The following is a 21,535-nucleotide window of genomic DNA, read 5'->3' as shown; positions in this document are numbered from 1 at the left end:
AGACGTGGAGATCCTGGCCGGCGTGGACGGCGTGCGAGGGGCGATCGGGCGCGAGCTCGGCCCGGGGGAGTGGTTCACCGTCGACCAGTCCCGGGTGGACGGCTTCGCCGACGACACCGAGGACCACCAGTGGATCCACGTGGACCCGGAGAAGGCGAGGTCCAGCCCGTTCGGCGGCACGATCGCCCACGGGTTCCTCACGCTGTCGCTGCTGCCGCACCTCGCGAACTCCGCCCGCCGCCTCGACGGGGTGCGCATGGGCGTGAACTACGGGCTGAACAAGGTGCGCTTCCCGTCGCCCGTGCGGGTCGGCAGCCGGGTGCGGGCGAGGGTCACCATCGCCGAGGCCGAGGACCTGCCGGACAACGGGGTGCAGGTGGTCTCGACGGTCACCGTCGAGATCGAGGGCATGCCCAAGCCCGCGTGCATCGCCGAGTGGGTCACGCGCGCGTACTTCTGATGCCCGCCCGCCCGAGGATCCACCTCAACGCCTTCGCCATGATGTGCGCGGGCCACCAGTCGCCGGGGCTCTGGCAGCACCCGGCCGACGAGGGGTTCCGCTACACCGACCTCGACCACTGGACGTCCCTGGCGCGCCTGCTCGACGACGCCGGGTTCGACGCGCTCTTCCTCGCCGACGTGCTCGGGGTCTACGACGTGGCGGGCGGCTCGCGCGACGCGGCCGTCCGCGCCGGCATCCAGATCCCGCTCGGCGACCCGATGATGCCGGTCTCGGCCATGGCGGCGGTGACGTCGTCGTTGGGCTTCGGCGTGACGGTCTCCACGTCCTACGAGCACCCGTACGCCCTCGCGCGACGCTTCACCACGCTCGACCACCTGACGAAGGGCCGCGTCGGCTGGAACGTCGTCACCGGCTACCTGGCCAGCGCCGCGGCGAACCTGGGCCTCGGTGCGCAGGTCGCCCACGACCAGCGCTACGAGCAGGCCGACGAGTACCTCGAGGTGTGCCGGCGGCTCTGGGAGGAGTCGTGGGAGGACGACGCCGTCGTCCGCTCCGGCGGGACCTACACCGACCCGGCGAAGGTGCACGACATCGCCTTCCACGGCCGCTGGTACGACGTCCCCGGCCCCTTCCTCTGCGAGCCCTCCCCGCAGCGCTCGCCGGTGATCTTCCAGGCGGGCGCCTCGCCGCGCGGGCTGGCGTTCGCGGGTCGGCACGCGGAGGCGGTGTTCATCTCCGGGCCGTCCACGACGGTGCTCGCCGGCCAGGTCGACCGGCTCCGGTCGGCGGTGTCCGACGCCGGCCGGGACCCGGCCTCGGTCACGGTGTTCTGCCAGCTCGCCCCGGTGGTGGCCGCGACCTCCGCGGAGGCCGACGCGCTGTACGCGGAGTACCTCGCGTCGTTCTCCCTCGAGGGCGCGCTGGCCCTGTTCGCGGGCTGGACGGGGCTCGACCTCACCGGCATCGACCCCGACCAGCCGCTGCGCTACGTCGAGTCCGACGCCGGCCGGTCCGCCCTCGCCTCGTTCACCACCGACGACCCGACCCGCGAGTGGACCGTCGGCGAGGTCGCCCGCCACCTCGCCGTCGGCGGGCGGGGCCCGGTCGCCGTGGGCTCCGGTGCCGAGGTGGCCGACCAGATGGAGCACTGGGTCGACGAGACCGGCGCGGACGGGTTCAACCTCGCCTACGCCGTCGTGCCCGGGACGTTCGAGCAGGTCGCACACCACGTGGTCCCCGAGCTGCGGCGCCGGGGCCGGATGCCGGCGGTCCCCGTCGGCGGGACCCTCCGGGAGCGTCTGGCCCTGCGCTGACGCCCCCACCCTCGTGCCAGGAAAGCGTCGTTGCTGTCGCCCAGTGGCAGGAACGCCGCGTTCCCGACGGCGGGTGGGGCCGGGTCCTTGGGCGCACGCCGGGTGAGGCGCCCAGGGCGGGGGCCGGCGCTACGGGGGTGGCGACGCCTGCCAGTGGAGCACACAGTCCGGCTGGGTCGGTGCTCGGTGGTGGCGACCCCTGGGCGTGGCGCACACAGTCCGGCGGGGCCGGTGCTCGGTGGTGGCGACCCCTGCGCGTCGCGCACACACCTGCCGGCCCTGTCGCGGGTTCCGGCGATCGCCCGATGCCTTGTCGTTCTGATCCAGCGCGACAGGGAGAACGTGGTCGCGCGGATGACCACGACAAGCTGCACGGAATCGGCGCAGGAAGGGACGAGAGGGCACTCCGGCGGCGTTGGGCCCGCTCCTGTCGTGTGCGTGGCGCGCAGGGGTCGGACGAGTCGGTGGCCGGAGGGACCCGAGTGTGTGCGTGGCGCGTAGGGGTCGGACGAGTCGGTAGCCGGGCCGACCGGACTGTGTGCGGGACGCGCAGAATCCTCACGGGTCGCCCGGCCGACCGGCAGGTGCACACCGACGTGCCCGGTCCGGCGCGCGCCGGGAGCCGGGCACCACCCGTCGTCAGGAACGCGCGGCCTTGCCCAGTGCACCGCGCGCGATGATCACCTGCTGGATCTGGCTCGTGCCCTCGTAGATGCGGAAGAGCCGGACGTCCCGGTAGATGCGTTCGACCGGGACGCCGCGCATGTAGCCCGACCCGCCGTGGACCTGCACCGCGCGGTCGGCGATCCGCCCGACCGCCTCGGAGCAGAAGTACTTCGCGGTGGACGGGCCGGTGACCTTGTCGGACCCGTCGTCGTAGGCCTTCGCCGCCTCGCGGACCAGGGCGCGGCCGGCGTGCCAGTCGGTCACGGAGTCGGCGACGAGGCCCTGGACGAGCTGGTAGGTCGCGATCGCGTGCCCGCCCTGCTCGCGCTGGGTGGCGAACTCGACGGTCTCGTGCACGAGGCGCGCGGCCATCCCCATGCAGAGCGCCGCGATGTGCAGCCGGCCGTGCGCGAGGCACTTCAGCGCGGTGACGTACCCGCGGTGCAGACCCTCCTCGCCGCCGACGAGGTTCTCGGCGGGCACCCGGACGTCGTCGAGGTAGACCTCGCAGGTCCACGACCCGCGCTGGCCCATCTTCGCGTCGTGCTCGGAGAAGCTCACCCCGGGCGAGGAGGTCGGGACGAGGAAGGTGGAGATGCCACGGGCGGGCGCGGCGTCCGGGTCGGTGCGGGCGAACACCATGAGGACGTCGGCGAACGGCGCGTTGGTGATCCAGCGCTTCGCGCCGGAGATGACCCAGGAGTCGCCGTCGCGGACCGCCTTCGTGGTCAGCGAGGACGGGTCGGACCCGGCGTCGGGCTCGGTCAGCGCGAACGAGGCGACCACCTCGCCGGACGCGAGCCGCGGCAGCCACTCGGCCTGCTGCTCGGGCGACCCACCGGTGAGCAGGACCTGCCCGGCGATGCCATTGTTGGTGCCGAACAGCGAACGCAGCGACGGGGTGGTCCAGCCGAGCTCCATCGCGAGCTCGACCTCCTCGGCCATCGACAGCCCGATCCCGCCGTGCTCCTCGGGGATCGCGAAGCCGTAGAGGCCCATGGCCTTGCACGCCTCGCGGAGCTCGGCGGGGACCTCGTCGGTCTCCTCGATCTCGTCCTCGCGCGGCACGACCTGCTCGCGCACGAACTCGCGGACCGAGGTCAGGACGTCGGCGAAGTCGGACGGGTCCACGGCGGGGGCCTCCTGGGGGAACGACGGTGTCTACGGCATTCTCTCCCGCGCTCAGCCCGTCCGCGTGGTCGAGCTCCGTTGCGCTACGTCTCCGCAGGCCGCACGACCAGGTCGGTGATGTGCGCGTCACGACCGGCCGTGACCGCCGTCAGCACCGTCGCCGCCACCGACTCCGGCCGCAGGTACCGCGAGCCCTCGTAGGTGCCGCCCTCGTGCGCGACCACCGCGCGCTGCATGTCGGTGTCCACCCGCCCGGGGTGCACCGAGCAGACGCGCAGGTCGGGTTCCTCGCCGCGCAGCGCGTCGGCGAACGCGCGCAGGGCGAACTTCGACGCCGCGTACGAGCCCCAGCCGGGCCGCGCGGTGAGTCCCGCGCCGGAGTTCACGCACACCACGGTGCCGCGGGCCGCCCGCAGCGCCGGGAGCAGCAGGCGGGTCAGTTCGGCGACCGCGACGACGTTCACCTCGAACTGGCGCCGCCAGGTCGCGACGTCGAGCTCGGCGACGGTCCCGAGCAGGCCCACCCCGGCCGAGTGCACCAGGACGTCCAGCTCGTCGACGCGTTCGGTGGCCCCGGCGAGGGCGTCGGGGTCGGTGAGGTCCACCGGCCACGGCAGGGCGCGGTCACCCAGGCGGGCGGCGACCGCGCCGAGCGCCGTCGCGTCGCGGCCACCCAGCAGCAGGTCGTGGGTGGGCGCGAGGGCCGCCGCGACGGCCGCGCCGATACCGCGCGAGGCGCCCGTGACCAGGGCGAGAGGACGTTGCGGGATCACGGGAGAACCCTAACGACGCGGTTCACACCCCGATCCGGACGTTCCACCCCACCGTGTACGGCACGGCGCGGGCGCGTCACGAGGGGTGCCGGACGGCGTTGTGCCTGGCATCGCTCCGGAGACGGAGGGTGACGAGCAACGGCGTGGCGTTTCGTTCCCCAGCTGGCCCGCGCTCCGCTCGTCGGGAACTACCCCGAACGGTTCCCAGTGCGGTACCCGGCGCCTCGCCCCACGAGGCGCCGGGTCACCCCACCGGTCACCGCACGACGACGACCGTGTCGCCGACGGCGAGCGTCCGGAAAAACTGCCGGGCCACCGAGTCGGACAGGTGGATGCAGCCCGCCGACTGCCGCGACAGGCTCCCGGTGTGGAAGGCGATCCCGCCGTTGAAGAACACCGACCACGGCATCGGGGCGTCGTCGAACTCGCTGGAGCGGTGGTCCGCGTCCTTCCACGTCACGTGGAAGGTGCCGGTCGGGGTGCGCTCGCCGGGCCGCCCGGAGGTGATCGGGGCGCTCGCCACGACCTTCCCGTCCTGCACCAGCCAGGCCCGCTTCGCGGAGAGCGACACGCACGCGCCGTCGCCGGAGATCGAGCACGGCATCGGGTGGGCGGAGGACGACGACGGGCGGCTCGTGCCCGCGGTCCGGGCGCGGGAGGTGGCGGTGGCCTTCGTGGCCGCAGGCCGCGTCGGCGTCGTCACCGGGAGCGTCGTGACCCCGGCGGTCACGGGGGACACGGCGAGCGGTGCAGCGGCGACCGGTGCGGCCGCCGTGGCGACGGCCGCGGGCGACGCGGTCCCGACGTCGGCGAGCCCCAGCCCCGTACTGACTCCGATGGCGCCCAGCACGACGACCGCCGACCCGGCCATCCCGACCCTGGTCATCCGCATCGCGTTCCCCCGACCTCGCTCGAACCGTTGTGCTGTCGAGATCGCTCGGCTGGGCCACCCGTGTTAGCGCACTCCCCCGAAGGGATGATCGCCGTGCGTCCGACGAGGGTGCCGTAGAGCGAGTTACGGTCGTTAGGGTCGTGTGGTGACCGATCTGGTGGTGGTGGGAGCGTCGCTGGCGGGACTGCGGGCGGTCGAGGCCGTGCGGGGCGACGGGTTCGCGGGGTCGATCGCCCTGGTCGGCGCGGAGGAACACCTGCCCTACGACCGCCCGCCGCTGTCGAAGGAGCACCTCGGCGACGAGGACCCCCGCAGCCCCACGTACCGCGAGCGGGAGAAGCTCGAGGAGCTCGAGGTCGAGCTCGTGCTGGGTGCTCCGGCCGAGGCGCTCGACGTCGAGAACCGGACCGTGACGGTCGGCGGACGCGACATCGCGTACTCCGGGCTCGTGATCGCGACCGGGGCCGACGCCCGTCCGCTCCCCGCCTCGGTGTGCGCGCCGGACCTCGCGGGCGTGGTGACCCTGCGGACCCTCGACGACTCGCTGCACCTGCGCGAGCTGCTGCGCCGGGGGACGCCGCGCGTGACGGTGGTCGGGGCGGGCTTCATCGGGTCCGAGATCGCTGCGGTCGCCCGCACGCGGGGCCTCGAGGTGACGATCGTCGAGGCGCTGCCCGTGCCGCTGGTGCGCGGCGTGGGCGAGCGGATGGGCCGGGCGCTGACCGCGATCCACGAGCGGCACGGCACCACGGTGCTCACCGGCGTCTCGGTGGAACGGGTGACGGGGGAGGGGCACGTCGAGTCGGTCGTGCTCGGCGACGGCACCGAGATCCCCACCGACGTCCTCGTCGTCGGGATCGGCGCGGCGCCGAACACCGCCTGGCTGGAGTCGTCGTCGTTGACGGTCGACAACGGGATCGTCGCGGACGCGACGCTCGCGGCCGCACCCGGCGTCTACGCCGCCGGCGACGTCGTCCGGTGGCCCAACGCGCTCTTCGACGACGTGGTGAGCGGCCCGATGCGCCTCGAGCACTGGACCTCGGCCTCCGAGCAGGGTGCGCTCGCCGCCCGCAACGCGGTCGACCCGTCGGCCGCGAAGCCCTACGAGACCGTCCCGTACTTCTGGTCGGACTGGTACTCCAGCCGCATCCAGTTCGTCGGGGTCTCGCGGGCCGGCGACGGCCACCCCGAGGTGGAGACCGAGATCGTCATGGGGTCGGAGGACGACGGCGCCTTCGTCGCGCTCTACCGCAGCGGCGAGCGGCTCGTGGGGGCGCTCGCCGTCGACAAGCGCGCCGAGGTCATGCAGTACCGCCGGCTCATCCTCAACCGGGCGAGCTGGTCGGAGGGGCTGGAGAAGGCCGAGGAGCGCCGGCAGCGCGCGGCGAGGAAGGCCGCCGCGTCGTGAGGACGCCCGGCGTCGACCACCTGGTGCTCGCCACGGAGTCGCTGGAGCACGGCGTGCCCTGGCTGACCGACCGGCTGGGTGCCGGCCCGGCGGGCGCCGGGCGGCACCACCGCTACGGCACCCACAACGCGCTGTGGAACCTCGACGACGGCACGTACCTGGAACTGATCGCGGTCGACCCGGACGCGCCCGCGCCCGGCCGACCACGCTGGTTCGCGCTGGACCGGTTCGCGGGCCCGCCGCGGCTCGTGCACTGGGTCCTGCGGCTCGCCACGCTGCCGCCCTTCGCCGCGGAGCACGGCCGCACGTTGCGGCTGTCCCGCGACGAGCTCTCCTGGTCGGTCACGGTTCCCGACGACGGGTCGTTGCCGGTCGACGGGTCCGGCGTCTGGCCGTCGCTGATCGCCTGGGACGGCGGGCACCCGTCATCGGGACTGGCCGGCGCCGGGCTCGCGCTGTCCCGCCTCGTGCTCTCGACGCCGTCGGCGGGCGCCCTGCGCTCCCGCCTGGTCGAGGCGGGGCTCACCGGCCTCCTCGGCCACCGCATCACCGTGACACCGGGTCCGGTGGCGCTGCGGGCCGAGCTCACGACCCCGGGCGGGCCGGTCACGCTCTGAGGAGCCCGACGACGGCCGCGCCGACCAGCCCGCCGCTGGTGAGCGTGAACGAGACGACGCTGAGGACCTGGAACCACGTCCGCGTCGCCGCGCGGGGGGACCAGGCGAGCGGGAGGAAGAGCGTCGGGTTCAGCCAGGTCCCGATCACGATCGCGACGGCGAGCCACGTCGGCAGGCCGGGCACCGCGAGGCCGACGGCGATCAGGATGATCCCCATGATCACGTAGTCGAGGTGGGCCTGGAGGATGCGCCGGGGCTTGCGGACCCCGACCCGCTCCACGAGCTGCGGGGTGATCATGGTGGCCGCCACCGCCCAGCCCAGCACCGCGCCGAAGGCGAGCTCCACCAGACCGATGCGCGTCAGCACGTCCACATCGGTGATCCTGTCCTAGGTCAGAGGATCCCGTCGAGCAGTGCACGCAGGCCGACGAGGAAGACGCGGTCGAGATCGAACGCGTACGGCCCGGCCCGGCGGACCGCCGGTCCCGCCAGGCGCGCTATCCCCCGCGCCGTCGCCGGGTCGTGGTCGACGAACCAGTCGGCGTCGACGCCGGTGTCGGCCTCGGCGTCCCGTTCGGCCGCGAGCGTCAGAGCCATGCCGCGCACGTAGCCCGCGAGCACCATGTACAGGTCGAAACGACGCTCGGGGCCGGCCACGACGTGCTCCAGCGTCGACAGGTCCCACTCGGCGATCGCGAGCAGGGCGGGCACCGGCTGCGGACGGTGCAGCGAGATCGCGCGCGCCACCCACGGGTGCCGGGAGTAGACCGCCCACTGCCGACGGGCGGAGAGCTCGAGGCGCGTCCGCCAGTCGGCGTCCGGGGCCACCACCGGCCACGGCTCGGCGGCGAACACGTCGTCGAGCATGGCCATGACCAGGCCGTCCTTGCCGTGCACGAGTCCGTGGACGGTCATCGTCGGGACCCCGAGCTCAGCCGCCAGCCGACGCATCGACACGGCCGCCAGACCGTCCGCGTCGGCCAGCTCCACCGCGAGCGCCACGGCGTCCTCCCGGGCCGGGCCCGACCCCCGCGGCCGGACCCGTCGTCGGGACGGGGACGGGGTGGCGACCACCGTGCCCACCCGCGGGACGGACTCGACCAGCCCCTCCTCGCGCAGCAGCGCGAGCGCCCGCGACGCGGTGGCCGAGGCGACCCCGTACTCGGCGACGATCGCCCGGACGGAGGGGAGCCGGTCGCCGGGGGCGAGGTCCGCGGCCCGGGCCCGCAGTGCCTCCGCGACGCGGTGGGAGGGGAGATCGCTGTCCTGCGACACGGTGGTGCTCCTCGCCGTCGGACGGGCACGGTCACCGCTGTTCGTACACCGTCCACGAGGAGCTCGTCATGCACGTTCTCGTCTCCGGCGCCGGCATCGCCGGCTCGGCCCTCGCCCACCTGATGCTCGCCCGTGGCCACCGCGTCACCGTCGTCGAGGTCGCCCCACGACCGCGTCCCGGCGGCCAGGCCGTCGACGTCCGTGGTCCCGCCCTCGACGTGATGGACCGGATGGGTCTCGGCGACCGGCTCCGCGCCGCCCGGACCGACATGCGCGGCATGTCCGTCGTCGCGACCGACGGCACCGAGCTGATGCGGTCCACCACCACGACCCTGACCGGCGGTCCGCTCGACTCGCCCGACGTCGAGATCCTCCGCGACGACCTCGCCGCGATGCTCGCCGACGTCGCGGCAGGCGCCGAGTGGTGCTTCGGCGACCGGGTCGCGGAGATCGGGCCGGACCACGTGCGCCTCGCGGGCGGGCGGGTGCTGGAGCCCGACGTCGTGGTCGGCGCCGACGGCCTGCACTCCGGGGTCGGGCGCCTGGCGGGGATCGTCGACGCGTCGTGCCTGCGCCCGCTCGGCAGCCACCTCGCCGTCTACACGATGCCGAACGTGTTCGGGCTGGACCGCTGGCAGGTGTTCTGCCGCTGCCCGGCCGCGATGATCGGGCTCTACACGGCGCGCGACAACCGCGAGGTGCGGGTGAACCTCGGGTTCGAGGGAGCGGCCGACTACGACCACCGGGACCTCCCGACCCAGAAGGCGCTGCTCGCCGACGTGTTCGCGGACCACGGCTGGTGGGTGCCGCGCATGCTCGAGGGCCTCGCGGACGCCGAGGACTTCTACCTCGCGCCGATGACGCAGGTGGTCGCGCCGCGGTGGTCGGTCGGACGCACCGTGCTGCTCGGCGACGCGGCCTGGTGCACCACACCGCTGTCCGGGCAGGGGACGACGCTGGCGCTGGTCGGGGCGCACCTGCTCGCGCACGAGCTGGACACCCGCCCGGTCGCGGCGGCGTTCGCGGCCTACGAGGACCGGATGCGACCGGTGGCCGAGGCCGACCAGCGGCTCGCGATCGACAACGCCGCGCGCGTGGCGGACATGATGGACGACCCCGGGCAGGCGGCCGCGGGCGAGGCGTGGTCGGCGACCTCCGCGGCCACGACCCTGGTGCTGCCGTGAGTGCGCTCAGAGGCCGTGCGCCGTGCGGATGTGGTCGAAGATCAGGCTGGTCACGGTGCCCGCGACGTCGCGGTGGGAGTTGAGGGTGTCGACGAGGTCGCGCAGCGCTCCGGTCCCCGCCGTCGCGACGTGGAGCAGGTAGTCGTCGGCGCCCGCGACGAAGTAGACGTCGCGCACGGCGGGGAGGTGGCGGACGAACGCGGTGAACTCGCCCAGCCGGTCGCGGGAGTCGCTCTGCAGGCGCACCGAGATCATGGCCTGGAGCGGGAGCCCGACGGCGGACGGGTCGACGTCGGCGTGGAACCCGCGGATCACGCCGCGCTCGCGCAGGGCCCGGACCCGGGCGAGGCACGTGGACGCCGCGATGCCCACCGCCTCCGCGAGCGCGGCGTTCGTGGTGCGGGCATCGGCCACGAGCCGGGTCAGCAGGGCGCGATCGATCCGGTCGATCCCCCGCAGATCGTTCGGCGACGGCCCTGGCCGGACGTCGAAATCGTCGGGAAGTTCGTCCACGCGGCCAGGTTACAGAACCTTCTTCACGATTCTACCCAGGAAACAGCAGGACGTTCACACTGGGAGCCGAGGACGGACGGCGAGACGGAGGACGGTCATGAAGGTCGCGGTGCCCACCGAGGTCAAGGACAACGAGTTCCGGGTGGCCCTGACGCCCGGGGGTGTGCGTGAGCTGGTCGCCCACGGGCACGAGGTCCTCGTGCAGGAGGGCGCGGGTGTCGGCTCGGCCTTCGGCGACGACGAGTACAAGGAGGCGGGCGCCCGCCTCGTCGCCGACGCCGACGCGGTGTGGGGCGAGGCCGAGATGGTCGTCAAGGTCAAGGAGCCGGTCGCCCCGGAGTACCACCGCCTCCGTGACGACCTGACGCTGTTCACCTACCTGCACCTCGCCGCGTCCCGGGAGTGCACGCAGGCCCTGCTCGACGCGGGCACCACGGCGATCGCCTACGAGACCGTCACCCGTGACGGCGGACTGCCGCTGCTCGCGCCGATGAGCGAGGTCGCGGGCCGGCTCGCCCCGCAGGTCGGCGCGTACCACCTGATGCGCTCGCACGGCGGTCGCGGGCTGCTGCTCGGCGGCGTCCCCGGGGCGCCGGCGGCGCACGTCGTCGTCATCGGCGGCGGGGTGTCCGGCGCGGCCGCGATCCAGATGGCCGTCGGCATGCACGCGCGGGTCACCGTGCTCGACACGAACCTCGACACGCTGCGCGCCCTCGACGCCCGCTACGCCGGGCGCGTGCAGACGCTCTACTCGAACACCGACAACCTGGAGCGTGCGGTCCTCGACGCCGACCTCGTGGTCGGCGCGGTGCTCATCCCCGGCGCGCGGGCCCCGAAGCTCGTCGGCAACGACCTGGTCCGGCGGATGAAGGCGGGCGCGGTGCTCGTCGACATCGCGATCGACCAGGGCGGGTGCTTCGAGGACTCGCACCCGACCACGCACTCCGACCCGACGTTCGCCGTGCACGACACGCTCTTCTACTGCGTGGCGAACATGCCGGGCGCGGTGCCGAACACCTCGACGCACGCCCTGACCCACGCCACCACGCCGTTCGTGCTCGCGCTGGCCGACCGGGGCTGGCGCCAGGCGAGCGCCGACGACGCCGGGCTCGCCGCGGGCCTCGCGACCCACGCGGGTGAGCTCTACAGCCGCACCGTCGGCGAGGCGCACGAGCTGCCGGTGTCGTCGCTCGCCTGACGCGGACGCGGCACGAGCCCCAGACGGGCCCGGGCGTGCTCCACGGAGCGCTCCCGGGCGGCCCGCAGGGCCGCCGTCCGGGCCGGGCGGTCGGCCTCGGGGGCGCGCCGGTGGTGGGCGTCGGTCATACCGCGCAGTGCCGCGGCGAGAGCGCAGGCCGCGTCGACCGAGGCGAGGTCGAACACCGTGACGATCCCCGCGGCGCGCACCGTGAGTCGCCCGAGACGACCGCCCTCGGCGCGCTCGCGGACGGTCGCGTCGACCTCGAGGGCGCCGTAGCCGACGACCGTGTGGAACCGGCCGTCGCGCAGCACCACGCGGTCGGGGAGGAACGCGATCTCCCGGTCCGTCCCGGCGAAGGTCGGGACGGGCACGTCCGCGCGCAGGTGGCGGGGCCCGTCGCACCGGCGCACGACGGGGACGTGCACCCCGTGCGGGGCGACCTCCCAGACGGCGGGCTCCCACGAGGTGGAAGCGCAGCGCAGCCGGTCCCAGACGCCGACCAGCTGTTCGTGGCGGGCCGAGCGGTCGGTGTCGGGCAGCTCGTGCGTCGCCAGCACGGTGCGTCGGAGGCGGTCGCGCCGCCGGGCCACGGCGGTGACCGCGGCGAGGACCGCGAGGGTCACGACGACGGCGGGGACGGAGAGGTCGGTCCCCGCCGCCACGGCGGCGACCGCGACCACGAGGAGGAGCCCCGCGGTCACGACGACGGGCGTGCGCGGCCGGGTCCCGGCCGCGGCGTCGAGCTGGTGGCGCAGGGCGTCGACGTCGGCCTCGCGGAGCCCCTCCGGGGTGCTCGCCAGGTAGTGGGCGCCGCCGGCCTCGAGGCAGGCGTGGTGGCGGGCGATCAACACGGTCGGCCTCCGCGGCTCGGGGATCGTGACCGTATGTCGCCGTTCGGAGGCATCTCGTTACGTCAAGTGACATCACTCGATCGGCTGTCTAGCGTAACGGGACCCTCCACCCCCGGGTGTCATCCACGCGCCCGAACTGGATGTCGAGCAGGGCGTCGCGCAGCGCCAGGGTGTGCGGGCCCGGCGTCCCGGCGCCGACGGTGAACGCGCCGGCGGAGGAGCGGAAGGCGACGATCGGGCTGATCACCGCCGCCGTCCCCGTCGCGAAGACCTCCGTGACGGTGCCGTCGGCGCACCCGGCGCGCAGCTCCTCGACCGAGACCGGTCGCTCCACCGGCACGAGGCCGTGGTCGGGAGCGAGCTCGAGGACGCTGCGACGGGTGACACCGTCGAGGATGGTGCCCAGCGGCGGGGTGACGAGCTCGCCGTCCGCGGTCACGAGCACCACGTTCATCGTCCCCGACTCCTCGAGCCAGCGGTGCTCGCGGGCGTCGAGGAAGAGGACCTGGTCGCAGTCGTGGGCGCGGGCGAGCGACTGGGCGGCGAGCCCGGCGGCGTAGTTGCCGCCGCACTTCGCGTCGCCCGTCCCGCCCGGGGCGGCCCGCGAGAGCTCGTCGGAGATCCAGAGGGTCAGGCCGGCGTCGCGCCCGGCGAACAGCGGCCCGGCGGGGGAGGCGGTGACGAGGAAGCGGGCCTCCTCGGCGGCCCGGACCCCGAGGAACGCCTCGGTGGCGACGGTGAACGGGCGCAGGTAGAGCGAGGCGGGCGGGTCGGGCACCCAGGCCTCGTCCGCGCGCACGAGGGCGGTGACGGCGTCGACGAACGCCTCCTCCGGCAGCACCGGCAGGGCGAGCCGGCGGGCCGAGCGGGCGAAGCGGACGGCGTTGAGGTCCGGCCGGAACAGGGCCACCGACCCGTCGGGCTGCCGGTAGGCCTTCAGCCCCTCGAAGATCTCCTGGGCGTAGTGCAGCACCGCCGCCGCCGGGTGCAGCGACAGCGGCTCCGACGCGCGCACCCCGGTGTCGTGCCACCCCTGCCCGACCGTCCACGTCGCCGTCGCCACGTGGTCGGTGAACACCCGCCCGAAGCCCGGGTCGGCGAGCAGGGCCGCGCGCTGCTCGGCGGGCGTCGGGTGCGGCGTCGGCCGGTGGGAGAAGCCCAGCCGCGTCTCGGAGGTCGTCACCCGGGTGACGGTGACAGGGCGGCGTCGCGGGTGCCACTGGCACGTCGCGGGTAGTGGCAGGACGTGGGCAGCGTGGGCACCGACGACGAGCGCGATCGCGGCGCGCAGATCGACCGGTGGCTCGTCGGGAAGGCCCGGGAGGGCGACCCGCAGGCCTACGAGGAACTGATCCGCCGGCACCGCGACCGGATCTACCGGATCGCACTGCGGATCACCGGCGATGCCGCCGACGCCGACGACGTGACCCAGGAGGTCGTCATCCAGCTCTGGACGGCGCTCGCCGGGTTCGCCGGGACCTCGGCGTTCACGACGTGGCTCTATCGCGTGGTGGTCAACCGCAGCCTCGACCACCGGCGCCGCCACCGACCGACCCAGGAGCCGCGGGAGACCGACCTGGCCCCGGTGGCCGGGCCGGAGCGCTCGGTGGTCGCGGGCGAGGAGGTGCGTGCCGGGCTCGAGGCGATCGCGCGCCTGCCCGAGAACCAGCGCGTCCCGCTCGTGCTCTGTCAGATCGAGGGCCTGTCCTACGCGCAGGCCGCCGCGATCACCAAGACCTCCGAGGCGACCGTGCGCGGTCGGCTCGCCCGCGCGCGCGCCACCCTGCTCGCCGAGATGAGGAGCTGGTCATGACCGGGATCCCGACCACCTTGCCCTGTGGTCGCCCCACTGCCCCGCTGGTCGAGCAGGTCGCCGAGGGCCGGGCCGACCAGCTCGACGCCCACCAGCGCGACTGCCCGCACTGCCGCGCGGCGCTCGGGGAGTACGTGCGGCTCTGGGCGCCCGTCGCGGCGGTCGCGGCCGACCGTCCCCAGGCCCCGCCGTCGCTCATGGCGGCGGCGCTGCGCGCCGTGCGCGGCCCGGGCGACGAGTCCGAGTACGGCCGCATCGAGTCCCCGCAGGGCCACACGCGGGTCGCGGCCCGGGTCGTGGTCGCGCTCGCGCGCCACCTGGCCGCGCAGGTCCCCGGGGTGGAGGTGGCGCTCGGCGGGCTCGTGGCCGACGGCCACGGCGCGGGCGGCGAGGTGGTGCCCGACGTCGAGGCCGGGGTCGCGGGCGGGTCGACGGCCGTGCGGATCACGCTCGCCGCCGCCTACGGGCAGGACCTGCAGGCGCTGGGCGACCGGATCCGCCTCGTCGTGGCGAGCGGGATCCGCGAGGCGACCGGACTCGAACCCGTGGACGTGATGGTGCACGTCGACGACGTCTTCCTCTGAGCCCGCGCGGATGGCAGACCCGCCGACCAGACGCTACGTTGCAGGTTCAACGAACGGGGTGCCATGGTCGGGACGGTCGAGGTGCGTCGCGCCGCGGATCGCGGCGTGCTGCCCGGGGTGCCGGGTGTCGACTCCCGCCACTCGTTCTCCTTCGGCGCGCAGCTCGAGCCCGGCAACACCCACCACGGCGTGCTGCTCGCCCACCACGAGGACCGGATCGCGCCGGGCGCGGGGTACGACGACCACCCGCACCGCGACACCGAGATCGTCACCTGGGTCCTGGGTGGCACGCTGGTCCACGCCGACGATGCCGGACGGACCGCGCACGTGACGCCGGGGTCGGTCCAGCGGCTCTCGGCGGGCCGCGGGGTGGTCCACCGCGAGCGCAACGCGGCCGACGACGAGCTGCACCTCGTGCAGTCCTGGCTGCTGCCCGACGAGTCCGGCGTCGAGCCGGTCCACGAGGTCGTCGACGTCTCGGCGCACCTGCACGACGGCGGGTGGGTGCCGGTGGCGGGCCCCGCCGACCGGTCCGTCGGGGTCGGACTGGGCATCGCCGACGCCGTCCTGCACGCCGCCCGGCCGCCCGCCGGGCGGGAGCTGGCCCTGCCCGCCGGGCGCTACCTGCACGTCTTCGTCGCCCGCGGACGGGTCGGACTCTCCGGGTCCGACCTGTCCGCCGGGGACACCGCCCGCGTCGTCGAGCCGACGGCGAGCGGGTTGCACGCCCACACCGACGCCGAGGTCCTGGTCTGGGCGATGGGATCCGACCTCAGGGGAGAGACAGACCGATGACCACCACCGAATCGCAGACGCCCGAGCCGACGCGCGACGAGTACGACCGCGAGGACAAGTCGTCGCTCATCACCGCCGAGCAGCGCCGCGAGCTCGAGGAGATCCGGGACCGCGTCCGTGCGGAGTTCCTGTTCTCCAAGGAGAAGCGGCCGAAGAGCTACGGCCAGGGCGTGCACCACGTGGCCCTGATCTGCCGGGACGTGCGCACCACGACGGAGTGGTACCAGAACGTCGCCGGCTTCCCGGTGACCGTGCTCTTCGAGAACCGCGACCTGGCGGGCTCGACGCACTTCTTCTTCGACGTCGGCAACGGCAACCACCTGGCGTTCTTCGACCTGCCCGGCGTCGACCCGGGGCCCTACCAGGAGGTCCTCGGCGGGCTGCACCACCTGTGCCTGTCGGTCTCCGAGGAGCACTGGCACGAGATCAAGGGTCGGCTCGACGAGCGGGGCATCGAGTACATGCTCGAGTCCGGGACGTCGATCTACACCTTCGACCCCGACGGCGCCCGCATCGAGTTCATCCACGACCCGCTCGGTCGCATGTACGGGCACGACACGATGTAGGGGTGGCATCCACCGACGAGCGGGCGGCGATCGTGCGCGCCCTGCAGCGGCTCACGGCGTCCTCGCGGCACCTGGCCGACGCGTTCGCCGCGCGGCAGGGGCTGCACCCCACCGACCTCGAGGCGCTCCTGCACGTGATGCAGGGCGAGGCCGAGGGCACTCCGCTGACGGCGGGTGCCCTCGGTGAGGCCCTCGCACTGACCTCCGGGTCGGTGACCGGTGTGGTCGATCGGCTCGTCGCCGCCGGACACGTCGAGCGCCGCCGCGACGAGACGGACCGACGACGGGTCCTGCTGTTCCACGCGCCGGACGCCCGCGCCGTCGCGGCCGAGTTCTTCGGGCCGATCGGCAGCCTGTCCGACGCGGTCATGGACACCTTCGACGACGCCGAGCTGGCGACCGTGCGCCGGTACCTGGAGGCGATGACCGGCGCGGTCACGGCCGCGTTGCGGAGCTAGCGGACGATCTGCACCTGGTCACCGGGCGCGAGGGTGTCGAAGAACTGCTGCGACACCGCGCGTGTGAGGTGGATGCAGCCGTTGGACGCCACCGCGGGGCTGCCCGCGTGGAAGGCGTACCCCGGCTTGAAGAACACCGAATTGGGCATCGGGGCGTCGAACGCCTTGCTCCAGTAGTTCTTCACCTTGTTCTGCACGGTGAACGTGCCGGTGGGCGTGGACGCACCGGACTTCCCACCGCGGGCCGCGAACGGCCCGGCCGTGACGTGGCCCGCGCCGTCGGTGAGCCAGGCCTGGCGGCTGGACAGGTCCATGCAGGCCCTGGCCGTGACGGCGCAGGGTGTCCCCGGGGTGGTGGCCGCCGGCGCGGCGGGGGCGGCCTCGGCGCTGCCGAGTCCGAGCCCGAGCGCCGCGAGCGCGGCGGCGGCGGTGACCCCGAGTCGGGCGGTCCAGCGGGCGGTCCTGCTCCGGTCGGCACTCGAGCCGGTCACGACGATCATCTCCTCGCACGGTGTTCTCGTCGGCAGGATTCCCCGTGCGATTGCGCCGCCATTCCGGTCGATTTTCCGCAAACCGTCGTGATCGAATCGTTGTCGATCACGCGCTCATTCCGTCATCCGCAACCGATGGCGCAGGATGCGGGCGCGGCGGCGGGCGAGTACGCCCGCCGCGGCCAGACCGAGCAGCCAGCACAGGACGCCGACCCCGAGGGGGCCGCCACCACCCCAGGCGCCCACGGCCCGGTCGGCCACGCGCAGGGCCGGCTCGAGGCCGAGCACGGCGATCCAGGGCGCCCCGACGCAGATCGACCAGCGCACCCAGGTCCGGGGGAGGGCGAGGCGCGCCCGCCACGGGAGCGGGCGGTAGGGCAGCAGGACCGACAGCACCGAGCCGACGCCGAGCCAGCAGAAGACCGCGCCCACGTCCGCGAGCGAGGCCCGGCCGAGGTCGGGCGCGCGGGTGGCGAGCAGCTGGGCCACGAGCGTGACCCCGAGCGCGACCGGCACGATCACGGTGGCCAGGGCGAGGTTGCGGACGGCGAGGATGCGGGCGACGCCGTGTCCGGCGTCGAGCAGGGCGTGGACCTCCTCGCCGTCCGCGCCGAGCTGGTTGGTGTTGACGACATCGGCCATCATCCACACCACCACCAGCACGCCGACGTGCGCGGCCGCGAAGACCTCGGGCCGCGACGGGTGCCACTGCGACCAGGCGATCCAGCCGACCGCCAGCAGCAGGTTGGCCGCGAGGCCGACGAGGCGGGTGCGGCGGCGGCCGAAGGTGGCGACGACCTGGGCGAGGACCTCGGCGCCGAAGGGCACGGCGAGGGGTGACATCGCCGGCCACATCGGCACCGCGAGCCGTCGTCGGGACATCGGCCACCCCCTGCCGTGCGGTTTCCCCGCCAGGAGCGGGGCAACCCTGCAGGTCAGGACGCGATCGCGTGACGTCCGGAGTCCTCTGCGGCGGGCAGGTGGTGGCGGACGACGGCGACGTTCACGTCGTCCAGGTCGCCCTCGTCGAGCCCGCGCCGTCGGCGGTCGGCGTCGAGCAGTGCCGTCGGCCCGTCGAAGGGGCCGTAGGAGTCCAGTGCCCCGGTCGCGGGGTCGGCCACGATGACGACGTACGCGTCGCACGCGTCCAGGCGGTCCTCGAGGGCCTCGGGGTCGGCGAGGACGTCGGCCACGAGGTCGTGCAGGGTGGACACGGTGTCGCGGAGGCGGTCGGGGGCGTGGTCGTCCACGGCGGAATCTCCTCGGTGTCGTCGGCGGCGAATTCCCGGACACCTGACGACCCCGACATCGTTCGGCATCCTGACGATCTGCGACTGCAGGTTAATCGGCACCCCCGGTACCGCCCCAACGGTGGCTCTCCACATCACGACCGGGTCACGGCCCGATCTCGACACGCTTCGTGAGAGTGACGCTGATGTGGGTGACGAGTGGCGCGCGATCGGGTCTGCGCGCCGTGGCAGGTGGTACGGACCGGTGTCCGTCAGAGGTGTTGCGGGTACCCGAAACGGTGAGGTGCGGATCACAGCGCAGTGGAACACCGTTGTATACACAGCGCGACGACCTGTCACGAAGGGTGTTGAGATCATCGGTGCCCGGACGAGAAATGCCCCCGGTGTCGCCGTCGTGGAGCTCAGAGCCCGAGGGTCTTCCCGATGATGTCGCGCTGGATCTCGCTGGTGCCGCCGTACACCGTGGAGACCACGGAGAGGCGCAGCAGCCGCTCCATCCCGTACTCCGTGGCGTAGCCGTACCCGCCGAGCATCTGCATGCCCTCCAGCGAGAGGTGCTTGGCGAGCTCGGTGGCCTTGAGCTTCGCCATCGACGCCTCCTTCGGGAACAGCGCCGTCGGGTTCGCGTCGATCGTGGCCGCCGTGTCGTGCACCAGGAGCTTCGTCGCGGCGAGCTCGGTGGCGTTGTCGGCGATCCGGTGGCGCAGTGCCTGGAAGCTGCCGACCGGTCGGCCGAACTGCTGCCGCTCCTTGACGTAGGCGAGCGTGTCGTCGAACGCGCGCCGTGCGAGCCCGAGCATGAGCCCGGCGAGGATCATGCGCTCCAGGTTCAGGCCGGCCATCAGCTGGCGCCAGCCCTGGCCCTCGGTGCCCACCACGGCGTCGGCCGGCAGGTGGCAGTTCGTGAAGTAGAGGTCGTTGACCTCCTTGCCGCCCATGGTCTCGATGCCGTGGATCTCGAGCCCGTCGACGTCGGTCGGCACCACGAACATCGTGAGGCCGTCGTGCTTGCCGCCCTCGGTGGACGTGCGCGCGACCAGCAGGATGTGCGAGGCGATGTGCGCGTTCGAGCACCAGGTCTTCTGGCCCTCGATCAGCCAGCCGTCCTCGGTCTTGGTGGCCTTGCAGGTCAGGCCGCCCACGTCGGAGCCCGCGCCGGGCTCGGACATCGAGATCGCCAGGACGTCGCCCCGCGCGGTACCCCCGAGCAGGGTCCGCTTCTGCTCCTCGGAGCCGAACTTCTGGATCGCGGCGGCCGTGATGATCGTCGTGCCGAAGCCGCCGATGGGGAGCCGGTGGTAGCTGGTCTCCTCGAGGAAGACGAGGAGGTCGGTCATGGACCCGTCGGCGCCGCCGTACTCCTCGGGCAGGGAGATCCCGAGCCAGCCCAGGTCGGCGATCTTGCGATAGACCTCGTCGGAGTGCGGGCCCTCGACCGTGAGCCGGTCCAGCGCGGCCTTGTCCGGGACCTCGCGCCGGGCGAACTCGGCGATCGCGCCGGCGAACGCGGTCTGCTCCTCGGTGAGCGTGACGGGCATCTGCGGGGTCCTTCCCGACGGCGGACGTGGTTCCGGTCGATCCTGACTGTTTCCGTTCCCGCCGTCGAGACCCGAGTTCCGCCTAGACCTCCGGATAGCGGCTGTAGCCGGGGAAGTTGCCGTAGAGCGACTCGCCCTCCGGCCCCACCGACACCGCGTGGACCAGCAGTTCCCCGCCGACGAAGGCGCCCTTCCAGGAGGCGCCCCGGCCGCCGAACGGCTCGTCCTTGTCGCCGCGGGACCGGAGCCGGTTGATCCCGACCTTGAACGCCTGCACCTGCTCCGCCATGCGGGCCGCGGAGTCGGTGTCGTCGCAGGCGATCGAGGCCACGAGCGCGCCGTTCGAGGCGTTCATCTGGGCGAGCAGCTCGGCCTCGGTGTCGACGACGGTGATCGAGTCGATCGGCCCGAACGGCTCCTCGTGCATGAGCCGTGACGCGCCCGGCGGGGCCAACAGGGTGACCGGCGCGTGGTAGGCCGAGGTGTCCTGGTCGGGCAGGAACTCGCCGCGCTCCACGCCCGCGCGGTGGAGCGGGATCGCGCCGTGGCGCAGCGCCTCGCGCACCGAGTCGTCGAGCTCCTTGGCCTTCGCGGCGGAGATGAGCGGCCCGAAGTCGAGGGCCGGCAGCTCGCCGTCGGACGAGGCGAGCGGGTGGCCGAACCGGATGCCCTGCACCACGGGGAGGTAGGTGGCGAGGAAGGCGTCGACCAGCTCGCGCTGCACGACGAACCGCGGGTAGGCGGTGCAGCGCTGCTTGGCGTACTCGAAGCCCTTCTTCAGCAGGCCCGCGAGCGTCTCCCAGTCGGAGAACTCCCAGACGCCGAAGGTGTTGAGGCCCTCCTGCTCGAGCATGTGGCGCTTGCCGGTGTCGGCGAGCTGGGCGGCCACCTTCCCGCCGTTGGAGCGGCCGCCGACGAACGCCAGCGCGCCGATCTCGGGGGAGCGGATGAGGGCGTCGGACAGTGACGACCCGTCGCCGGAGAGCAGCGTGACCGGCAGGCCCTCGCGGACCATGATCGCGTGGGCCACCGTCAGGCAGACCGCGCCGCCCTGCGTGGGGGTCTTCGCGACGACGGCGTTGCCTGCGAGGAGCTGCACCAGCTCGGCGTGCACGAGGACGCTCATCGGGTAGTTCCAGCTCGCGATGTTGCTGACCGGGCCCTCGAGCGGGGTCCGCGTCGCGGGCCTGCCGTCGCTGTCGCGGGAGAGCATCCCCTCGATCTGCTCGACGTACCAGCCCCCGCCCTCGAGGCAGCGGTCCACGTCCGCGCACGCGGCCTTCCACGGCTTGCCGATCTCCCAGGCGAGCAGCAGGGCGAGGTCGTCGCGGACGGCCTCCATGCCGTCGATGGCGGCGGTGACCCGACGTCGGCGCTCGTCGAGGTCGACCGACCCCCACTCGCGGTGGGCCCGCGCCGCGGCCCGCACCGCGTCCTGGGCGGTCTCCGGGTCGACCTTGAGCATGGTGCCGAGCGTGGTGCCGTCGACGGGCGTGGTCTGCGCCGCGGCGGTGCCGACCGCGCGCCACTCGCCGTCGATCAGGTTCGCCGGGCCGTCGTCGGCGAACGCCTCCGGTGCCGCCGCGCGCGCCCGTTCGCGCACCGCCGCCCACCGCGCGTGCTCGGGGACCGTCAGTTCCGCCATGTCGGATCCTCTCGTCGCTCGCGGCCCATGGTGACCACGGTCACGCCGTGATCGGAACCGCCTCCGGGTGCAGGGTGACGGGGACCGATCGGTCCGCTACCGTCGTGG

General features: G+C 73.8%; 24 protein-coding genes. 11 read left to right on the top strand and 13 right to left on the bottom strand.

Annotated features, from left to right (window positions below; all coding sequences use genetic code 11):
• Positions 1–4 precede the first annotated feature (4 nt).
• Both QSK00_RS00220 and QSK00_RS00215 read left to right on the top strand, forming a co-directional pair.
• The gene (locus tag QSK00_RS00220) at positions 5–460 is read left to right on the top strand and encodes a MaoC family dehydratase (protein WP_285586265.1); all 456 of its coding nucleotides are present in this window, start codon (positions 5–7) and stop codon (positions 458–460) included.
• Positions 460–1,776 (top strand): LLM class flavin-dependent oxidoreductase, encoded by a 1,317-nt coding sequence (locus QSK00_RS00215; RefSeq protein WP_285586263.1) that lies wholly within the window; start codon positions 460–462, stop codon positions 1,774–1,776. The genes QSK00_RS00220 and QSK00_RS00215 overlap by 1 nt, the downstream gene beginning before the upstream one ends.
• A 639-nt stretch (positions 1,777–2,415) precedes the next feature.
• On the opposite strand, the gene QSK00_RS00210 is transcribed toward QSK00_RS00215, so the two are convergent.
• The 3 genes from QSK00_RS00210 to QSK00_RS00200 form a co-directional block, all read right to left on the bottom strand.
• A complete protein-coding gene (locus QSK00_RS00210; protein ID WP_285586260.1) occupies positions 2,416–3,573 on the bottom strand; it encodes an acyl-CoA dehydrogenase family protein in 1,158 nt (385 codons plus the stop codon).
• 83 nt (positions 3,574–3,656) lie between these two features.
• Entirely contained in the window at positions 3,657–4,343 is a 687-nt protein-coding gene (locus tag QSK00_RS00205) for an SDR family oxidoreductase (protein WP_285587885.1), read from the bottom strand.
• A 259-nt stretch (positions 4,344–4,602) separates the two neighbouring features.
• Entirely contained in the window at positions 4,603–5,238 is a 636-nt protein-coding gene (locus QSK00_RS00200) for a L,D-transpeptidase (protein ID WP_285586258.1), read from the bottom strand.
• A 145-nt stretch (positions 5,239–5,383) separates the two neighbouring features.
• Here QSK00_RS00200 and QSK00_RS00195 point away from each other — a divergent pair, with 145 nt between their 5' ends.
• Both QSK00_RS00195 and QSK00_RS00190 read left to right on the top strand, forming a co-directional pair.
• Complete coding sequence (locus QSK00_RS00195) at positions 5,384–6,646, top strand: NAD(P)/FAD-dependent oxidoreductase (RefSeq protein ID WP_285586256.1); 1,263 nt, start codon at positions 5,384–5,386, stop codon at positions 6,644–6,646.
• Entirely contained in the window at positions 6,643–7,263 is a 621-nt protein-coding gene (locus tag QSK00_RS00190; protein WP_285586254.1) for a VOC family protein, read from the top strand. Before QSK00_RS00195 ends, QSK00_RS00190 begins: the two co-directional genes overlap by 4 nt.
• On the opposite strand, the gene QSK00_RS00185 is transcribed toward QSK00_RS00190, so the two are convergent.
• Positions 7,253–7,636 (bottom strand): hypothetical protein, encoded by a 384-nt coding sequence (locus QSK00_RS00185; protein ID WP_285586252.1) that lies wholly within the window; start codon positions 7,634–7,636, stop codon positions 7,253–7,255. The genes QSK00_RS00190 and QSK00_RS00185 overlap by 11 nt on opposite strands.
• Before the next feature lie 20 nt (positions 7,637–7,656).
• Positions 7,657–8,538 carry a GntR family transcriptional regulator gene (locus QSK00_RS00180; RefSeq protein WP_285586251.1) on the bottom strand — a complete coding sequence of 294 codons (882 nt, stop codon included), beginning with the start codon at positions 8,536–8,538 and terminating at the stop codon, positions 7,657–7,659.
• 68 nt (positions 8,539–8,606) lie between these two features.
• Between QSK00_RS00180 and QSK00_RS00175 the strand changes: the two genes are divergently transcribed.
• A complete protein-coding gene (locus tag QSK00_RS00175; RefSeq protein ID WP_285586248.1) occupies positions 8,607–9,722 on the top strand; it encodes an FAD-dependent monooxygenase in 1,116 nt (371 codons plus the stop codon).
• 6 nt (positions 9,723–9,728) lie between these two features.
• Here the strand turns inward: QSK00_RS00175 and QSK00_RS00170 are convergent, their stop codons facing one another.
• Positions 9,729–10,235 carry an Lrp/AsnC family transcriptional regulator gene (locus QSK00_RS00170; protein ID WP_285586246.1) on the bottom strand — a complete coding sequence of 169 codons (507 nt, stop codon included), beginning with the start codon at positions 10,233–10,235 and terminating at the stop codon, positions 9,729–9,731.
• A gap of 97 nt (positions 10,236–10,332) precedes the next feature.
• Between QSK00_RS00170 and ald the strand changes: the two genes are divergently transcribed.
• A complete protein-coding gene (gene ald / locus QSK00_RS00165) occupies positions 10,333–11,433 on the top strand; it encodes an alanine dehydrogenase (protein ID WP_285586243.1) in 1,101 nt (366 codons plus the stop codon).
• On the opposite strand, the gene QSK00_RS00160 is transcribed toward ald, so the two are convergent.
• Positions 11,379–12,287: a hypothetical protein gene (locus tag QSK00_RS00160; RefSeq protein WP_285586240.1), complete on the bottom strand. Its 909-nt coding sequence runs from the start codon at positions 12,285–12,287 to the stop codon at positions 11,379–11,381. The two genes, ald and QSK00_RS00160, sit on opposite strands and share 55 nt — an antisense overlap.
• An 88-nt stretch (positions 12,288–12,375) precedes the next feature.
• Positions 12,376–13,470, bottom strand: coding sequence for a branched-chain amino acid aminotransferase (locus tag QSK00_RS00155; protein ID WP_285586239.1), 1,095 nt, complete (start codon positions 13,468–13,470; stop codon positions 12,376–12,378).
• A 72-nt stretch (positions 13,471–13,542) separates the two neighbouring features.
• Between QSK00_RS00155 and QSK00_RS00150 the strand changes: the two genes are divergently transcribed.
• From QSK00_RS00150 to QSK00_RS00130, 5 genes are all read left to right on the top strand, one after another.
• Positions 13,543–14,100, top strand: a complete 558-nt coding sequence (locus QSK00_RS00150; RefSeq protein WP_285586238.1) for an RNA polymerase sigma factor — start codon at positions 13,543–13,545, stop codon at positions 14,098–14,100.
• Positions 14,097–14,684, top strand: a complete 588-nt coding sequence (locus QSK00_RS00145) for an Asp23/Gls24 family envelope stress response protein (protein WP_285586236.1) — start codon at positions 14,097–14,099, stop codon at positions 14,682–14,684. The genes QSK00_RS00150 and QSK00_RS00145 overlap by 4 nt, the downstream gene beginning before the upstream one ends.
• Before the next feature lie 63 nt (positions 14,685–14,747).
• Positions 14,748–15,479, top strand: coding sequence for a pirin family protein (locus tag QSK00_RS00140; protein WP_285586234.1), 732 nt, complete (start codon positions 14,748–14,750; stop codon positions 15,477–15,479).
• Positions 15,476–16,045, top strand: a complete 570-nt coding sequence (locus tag QSK00_RS00135; protein ID WP_285586233.1) for a VOC family protein — start codon at positions 15,476–15,478, stop codon at positions 16,043–16,045. Before QSK00_RS00140 ends, QSK00_RS00135 begins: the two co-directional genes overlap by 4 nt.
• 2 nt (positions 16,046–16,047) lie before the next feature.
• A complete protein-coding gene (locus QSK00_RS00130; protein WP_285586231.1) occupies positions 16,048–16,503 on the top strand; it encodes a MarR family winged helix-turn-helix transcriptional regulator in 456 nt (151 codons plus the stop codon).
• Here QSK00_RS00130 and QSK00_RS00125 read toward each other — a convergent pair.
• The 5 genes from QSK00_RS00125 to QSK00_RS00105 all read right to left on the bottom strand — a co-directional run bounded on the left by QSK00_RS00125 (position 16,500) and on the right by QSK00_RS00105 (position 21,427).
• On the bottom strand, positions 16,500–17,003 hold the full coding sequence (locus QSK00_RS00125; RefSeq protein ID WP_285586229.1) for a L,D-transpeptidase: 504 nt from the start codon (positions 17,001–17,003) through the stop codon (positions 16,500–16,502). The two genes, QSK00_RS00130 and QSK00_RS00125, sit on opposite strands and share 4 nt — an antisense overlap.
• 105 nt (positions 17,004–17,108) lie before the next feature.
• The gene (locus QSK00_RS00120) at positions 17,109–17,876 is read right to left on the bottom strand and encodes a hypothetical protein (protein WP_285586226.1); all 768 of its coding nucleotides are present in this window, start codon (positions 17,874–17,876) and stop codon (positions 17,109–17,111) included.
• Between the two features lie 53 nt (positions 17,877–17,929).
• Positions 17,930–18,244 carry a hypothetical protein gene (locus tag QSK00_RS00115; RefSeq protein ID WP_285586223.1) on the bottom strand — a complete coding sequence of 105 codons (315 nt, stop codon included), beginning with the start codon at positions 18,242–18,244 and terminating at the stop codon, positions 17,930–17,932.
• A 401-nt stretch (positions 18,245–18,645) separates the two neighbouring features.
• Positions 18,646–19,782, bottom strand: a complete 1,137-nt coding sequence (locus QSK00_RS00110; RefSeq protein WP_285586220.1) for an acyl-CoA dehydrogenase family protein — start codon at positions 19,780–19,782, stop codon at positions 18,646–18,648.
• An 82-nt stretch (positions 19,783–19,864) separates the two neighbouring features.
• The gene (locus QSK00_RS00105) at positions 19,865–21,427 is read right to left on the bottom strand and encodes an aldehyde dehydrogenase family protein (protein ID WP_285586218.1); all 1,563 of its coding nucleotides are present in this window, start codon (positions 21,425–21,427) and stop codon (positions 19,865–19,867) included.
• Between the last annotated feature and the right edge of the window lie 108 nt (positions 21,428–21,535).

The organism is Actinomycetospora sp. NBRC 106378, assembly GCF_030269685.1.
Lineage (GTDB): Bacteria > Actinomycetota > Actinomycetes > Mycobacteriales > Pseudonocardiaceae > Actinomycetospora.
This window is presented reverse-complemented; position numbering and strand designations above follow the sequence as displayed.

Coding starts and splice junctions, on each gene's coding strand:
- QSK00_RS00105 (WP_285586218.1), bottom strand. CDS start 21,427: ATGGCGGAACTGACGGTCCCCGAGCACGCGCGGTGGGCGGCGGTGCGC.
- QSK00_RS00120 (WP_285586226.1), bottom strand. CDS start 17,876: ATGTCCCGACGACGGCTCGCGGTGCCGATGTGGCCGGCGATGTCACCC.
- QSK00_RS00200 (WP_285586258.1), bottom strand. CDS start 5,238: ATGCGGATGACCAGGGTCGGGATGGCCGGGTCGGCGGTCGTCGTGCTG.
- QSK00_RS00110 (WP_285586220.1), bottom strand. CDS start 19,782: ATGCCCGTCACGCTCACCGAGGAGCAGACCGCGTTCGCCGGCGCGATC.
- QSK00_RS00140 (WP_285586234.1), top strand. CDS start 14,748: ATGGTCGGGACGGTCGAGGTGCGTCGCGCCGCGGATCGCGGCGTGCTG.
- QSK00_RS00145 (WP_285586236.1), top strand. CDS start 14,097: ATGACCGGGATCCCGACCACCTTGCCCTGTGGTCGCCCCACTGCCCCG.
- QSK00_RS00175 (WP_285586248.1), top strand. CDS start 8,607: ATGCACGTTCTCGTCTCCGGCGCCGGCATCGCCGGCTCGGCCCTCGCC.
- QSK00_RS00125 (WP_285586229.1), bottom strand. CDS start 17,003: ATGATCGTCGTGACCGGCTCGAGTGCCGACCGGAGCAGGACCGCCCGC.
- QSK00_RS00215 (WP_285586263.1), top strand. CDS start 460: ATGCCCGCCCGCCCGAGGATCCACCTCAACGCCTTCGCCATGATGTGC.
- ald (WP_285586243.1), top strand. CDS start 10,333: ATGAAGGTCGCGGTGCCCACCGAGGTCAAGGACAACGAGTTCCGGGTG.
- QSK00_RS00135 (WP_285586233.1), top strand. CDS start 15,476: ATGACCACCACCGAATCGCAGACGCCCGAGCCGACGCGCGACGAGTAC.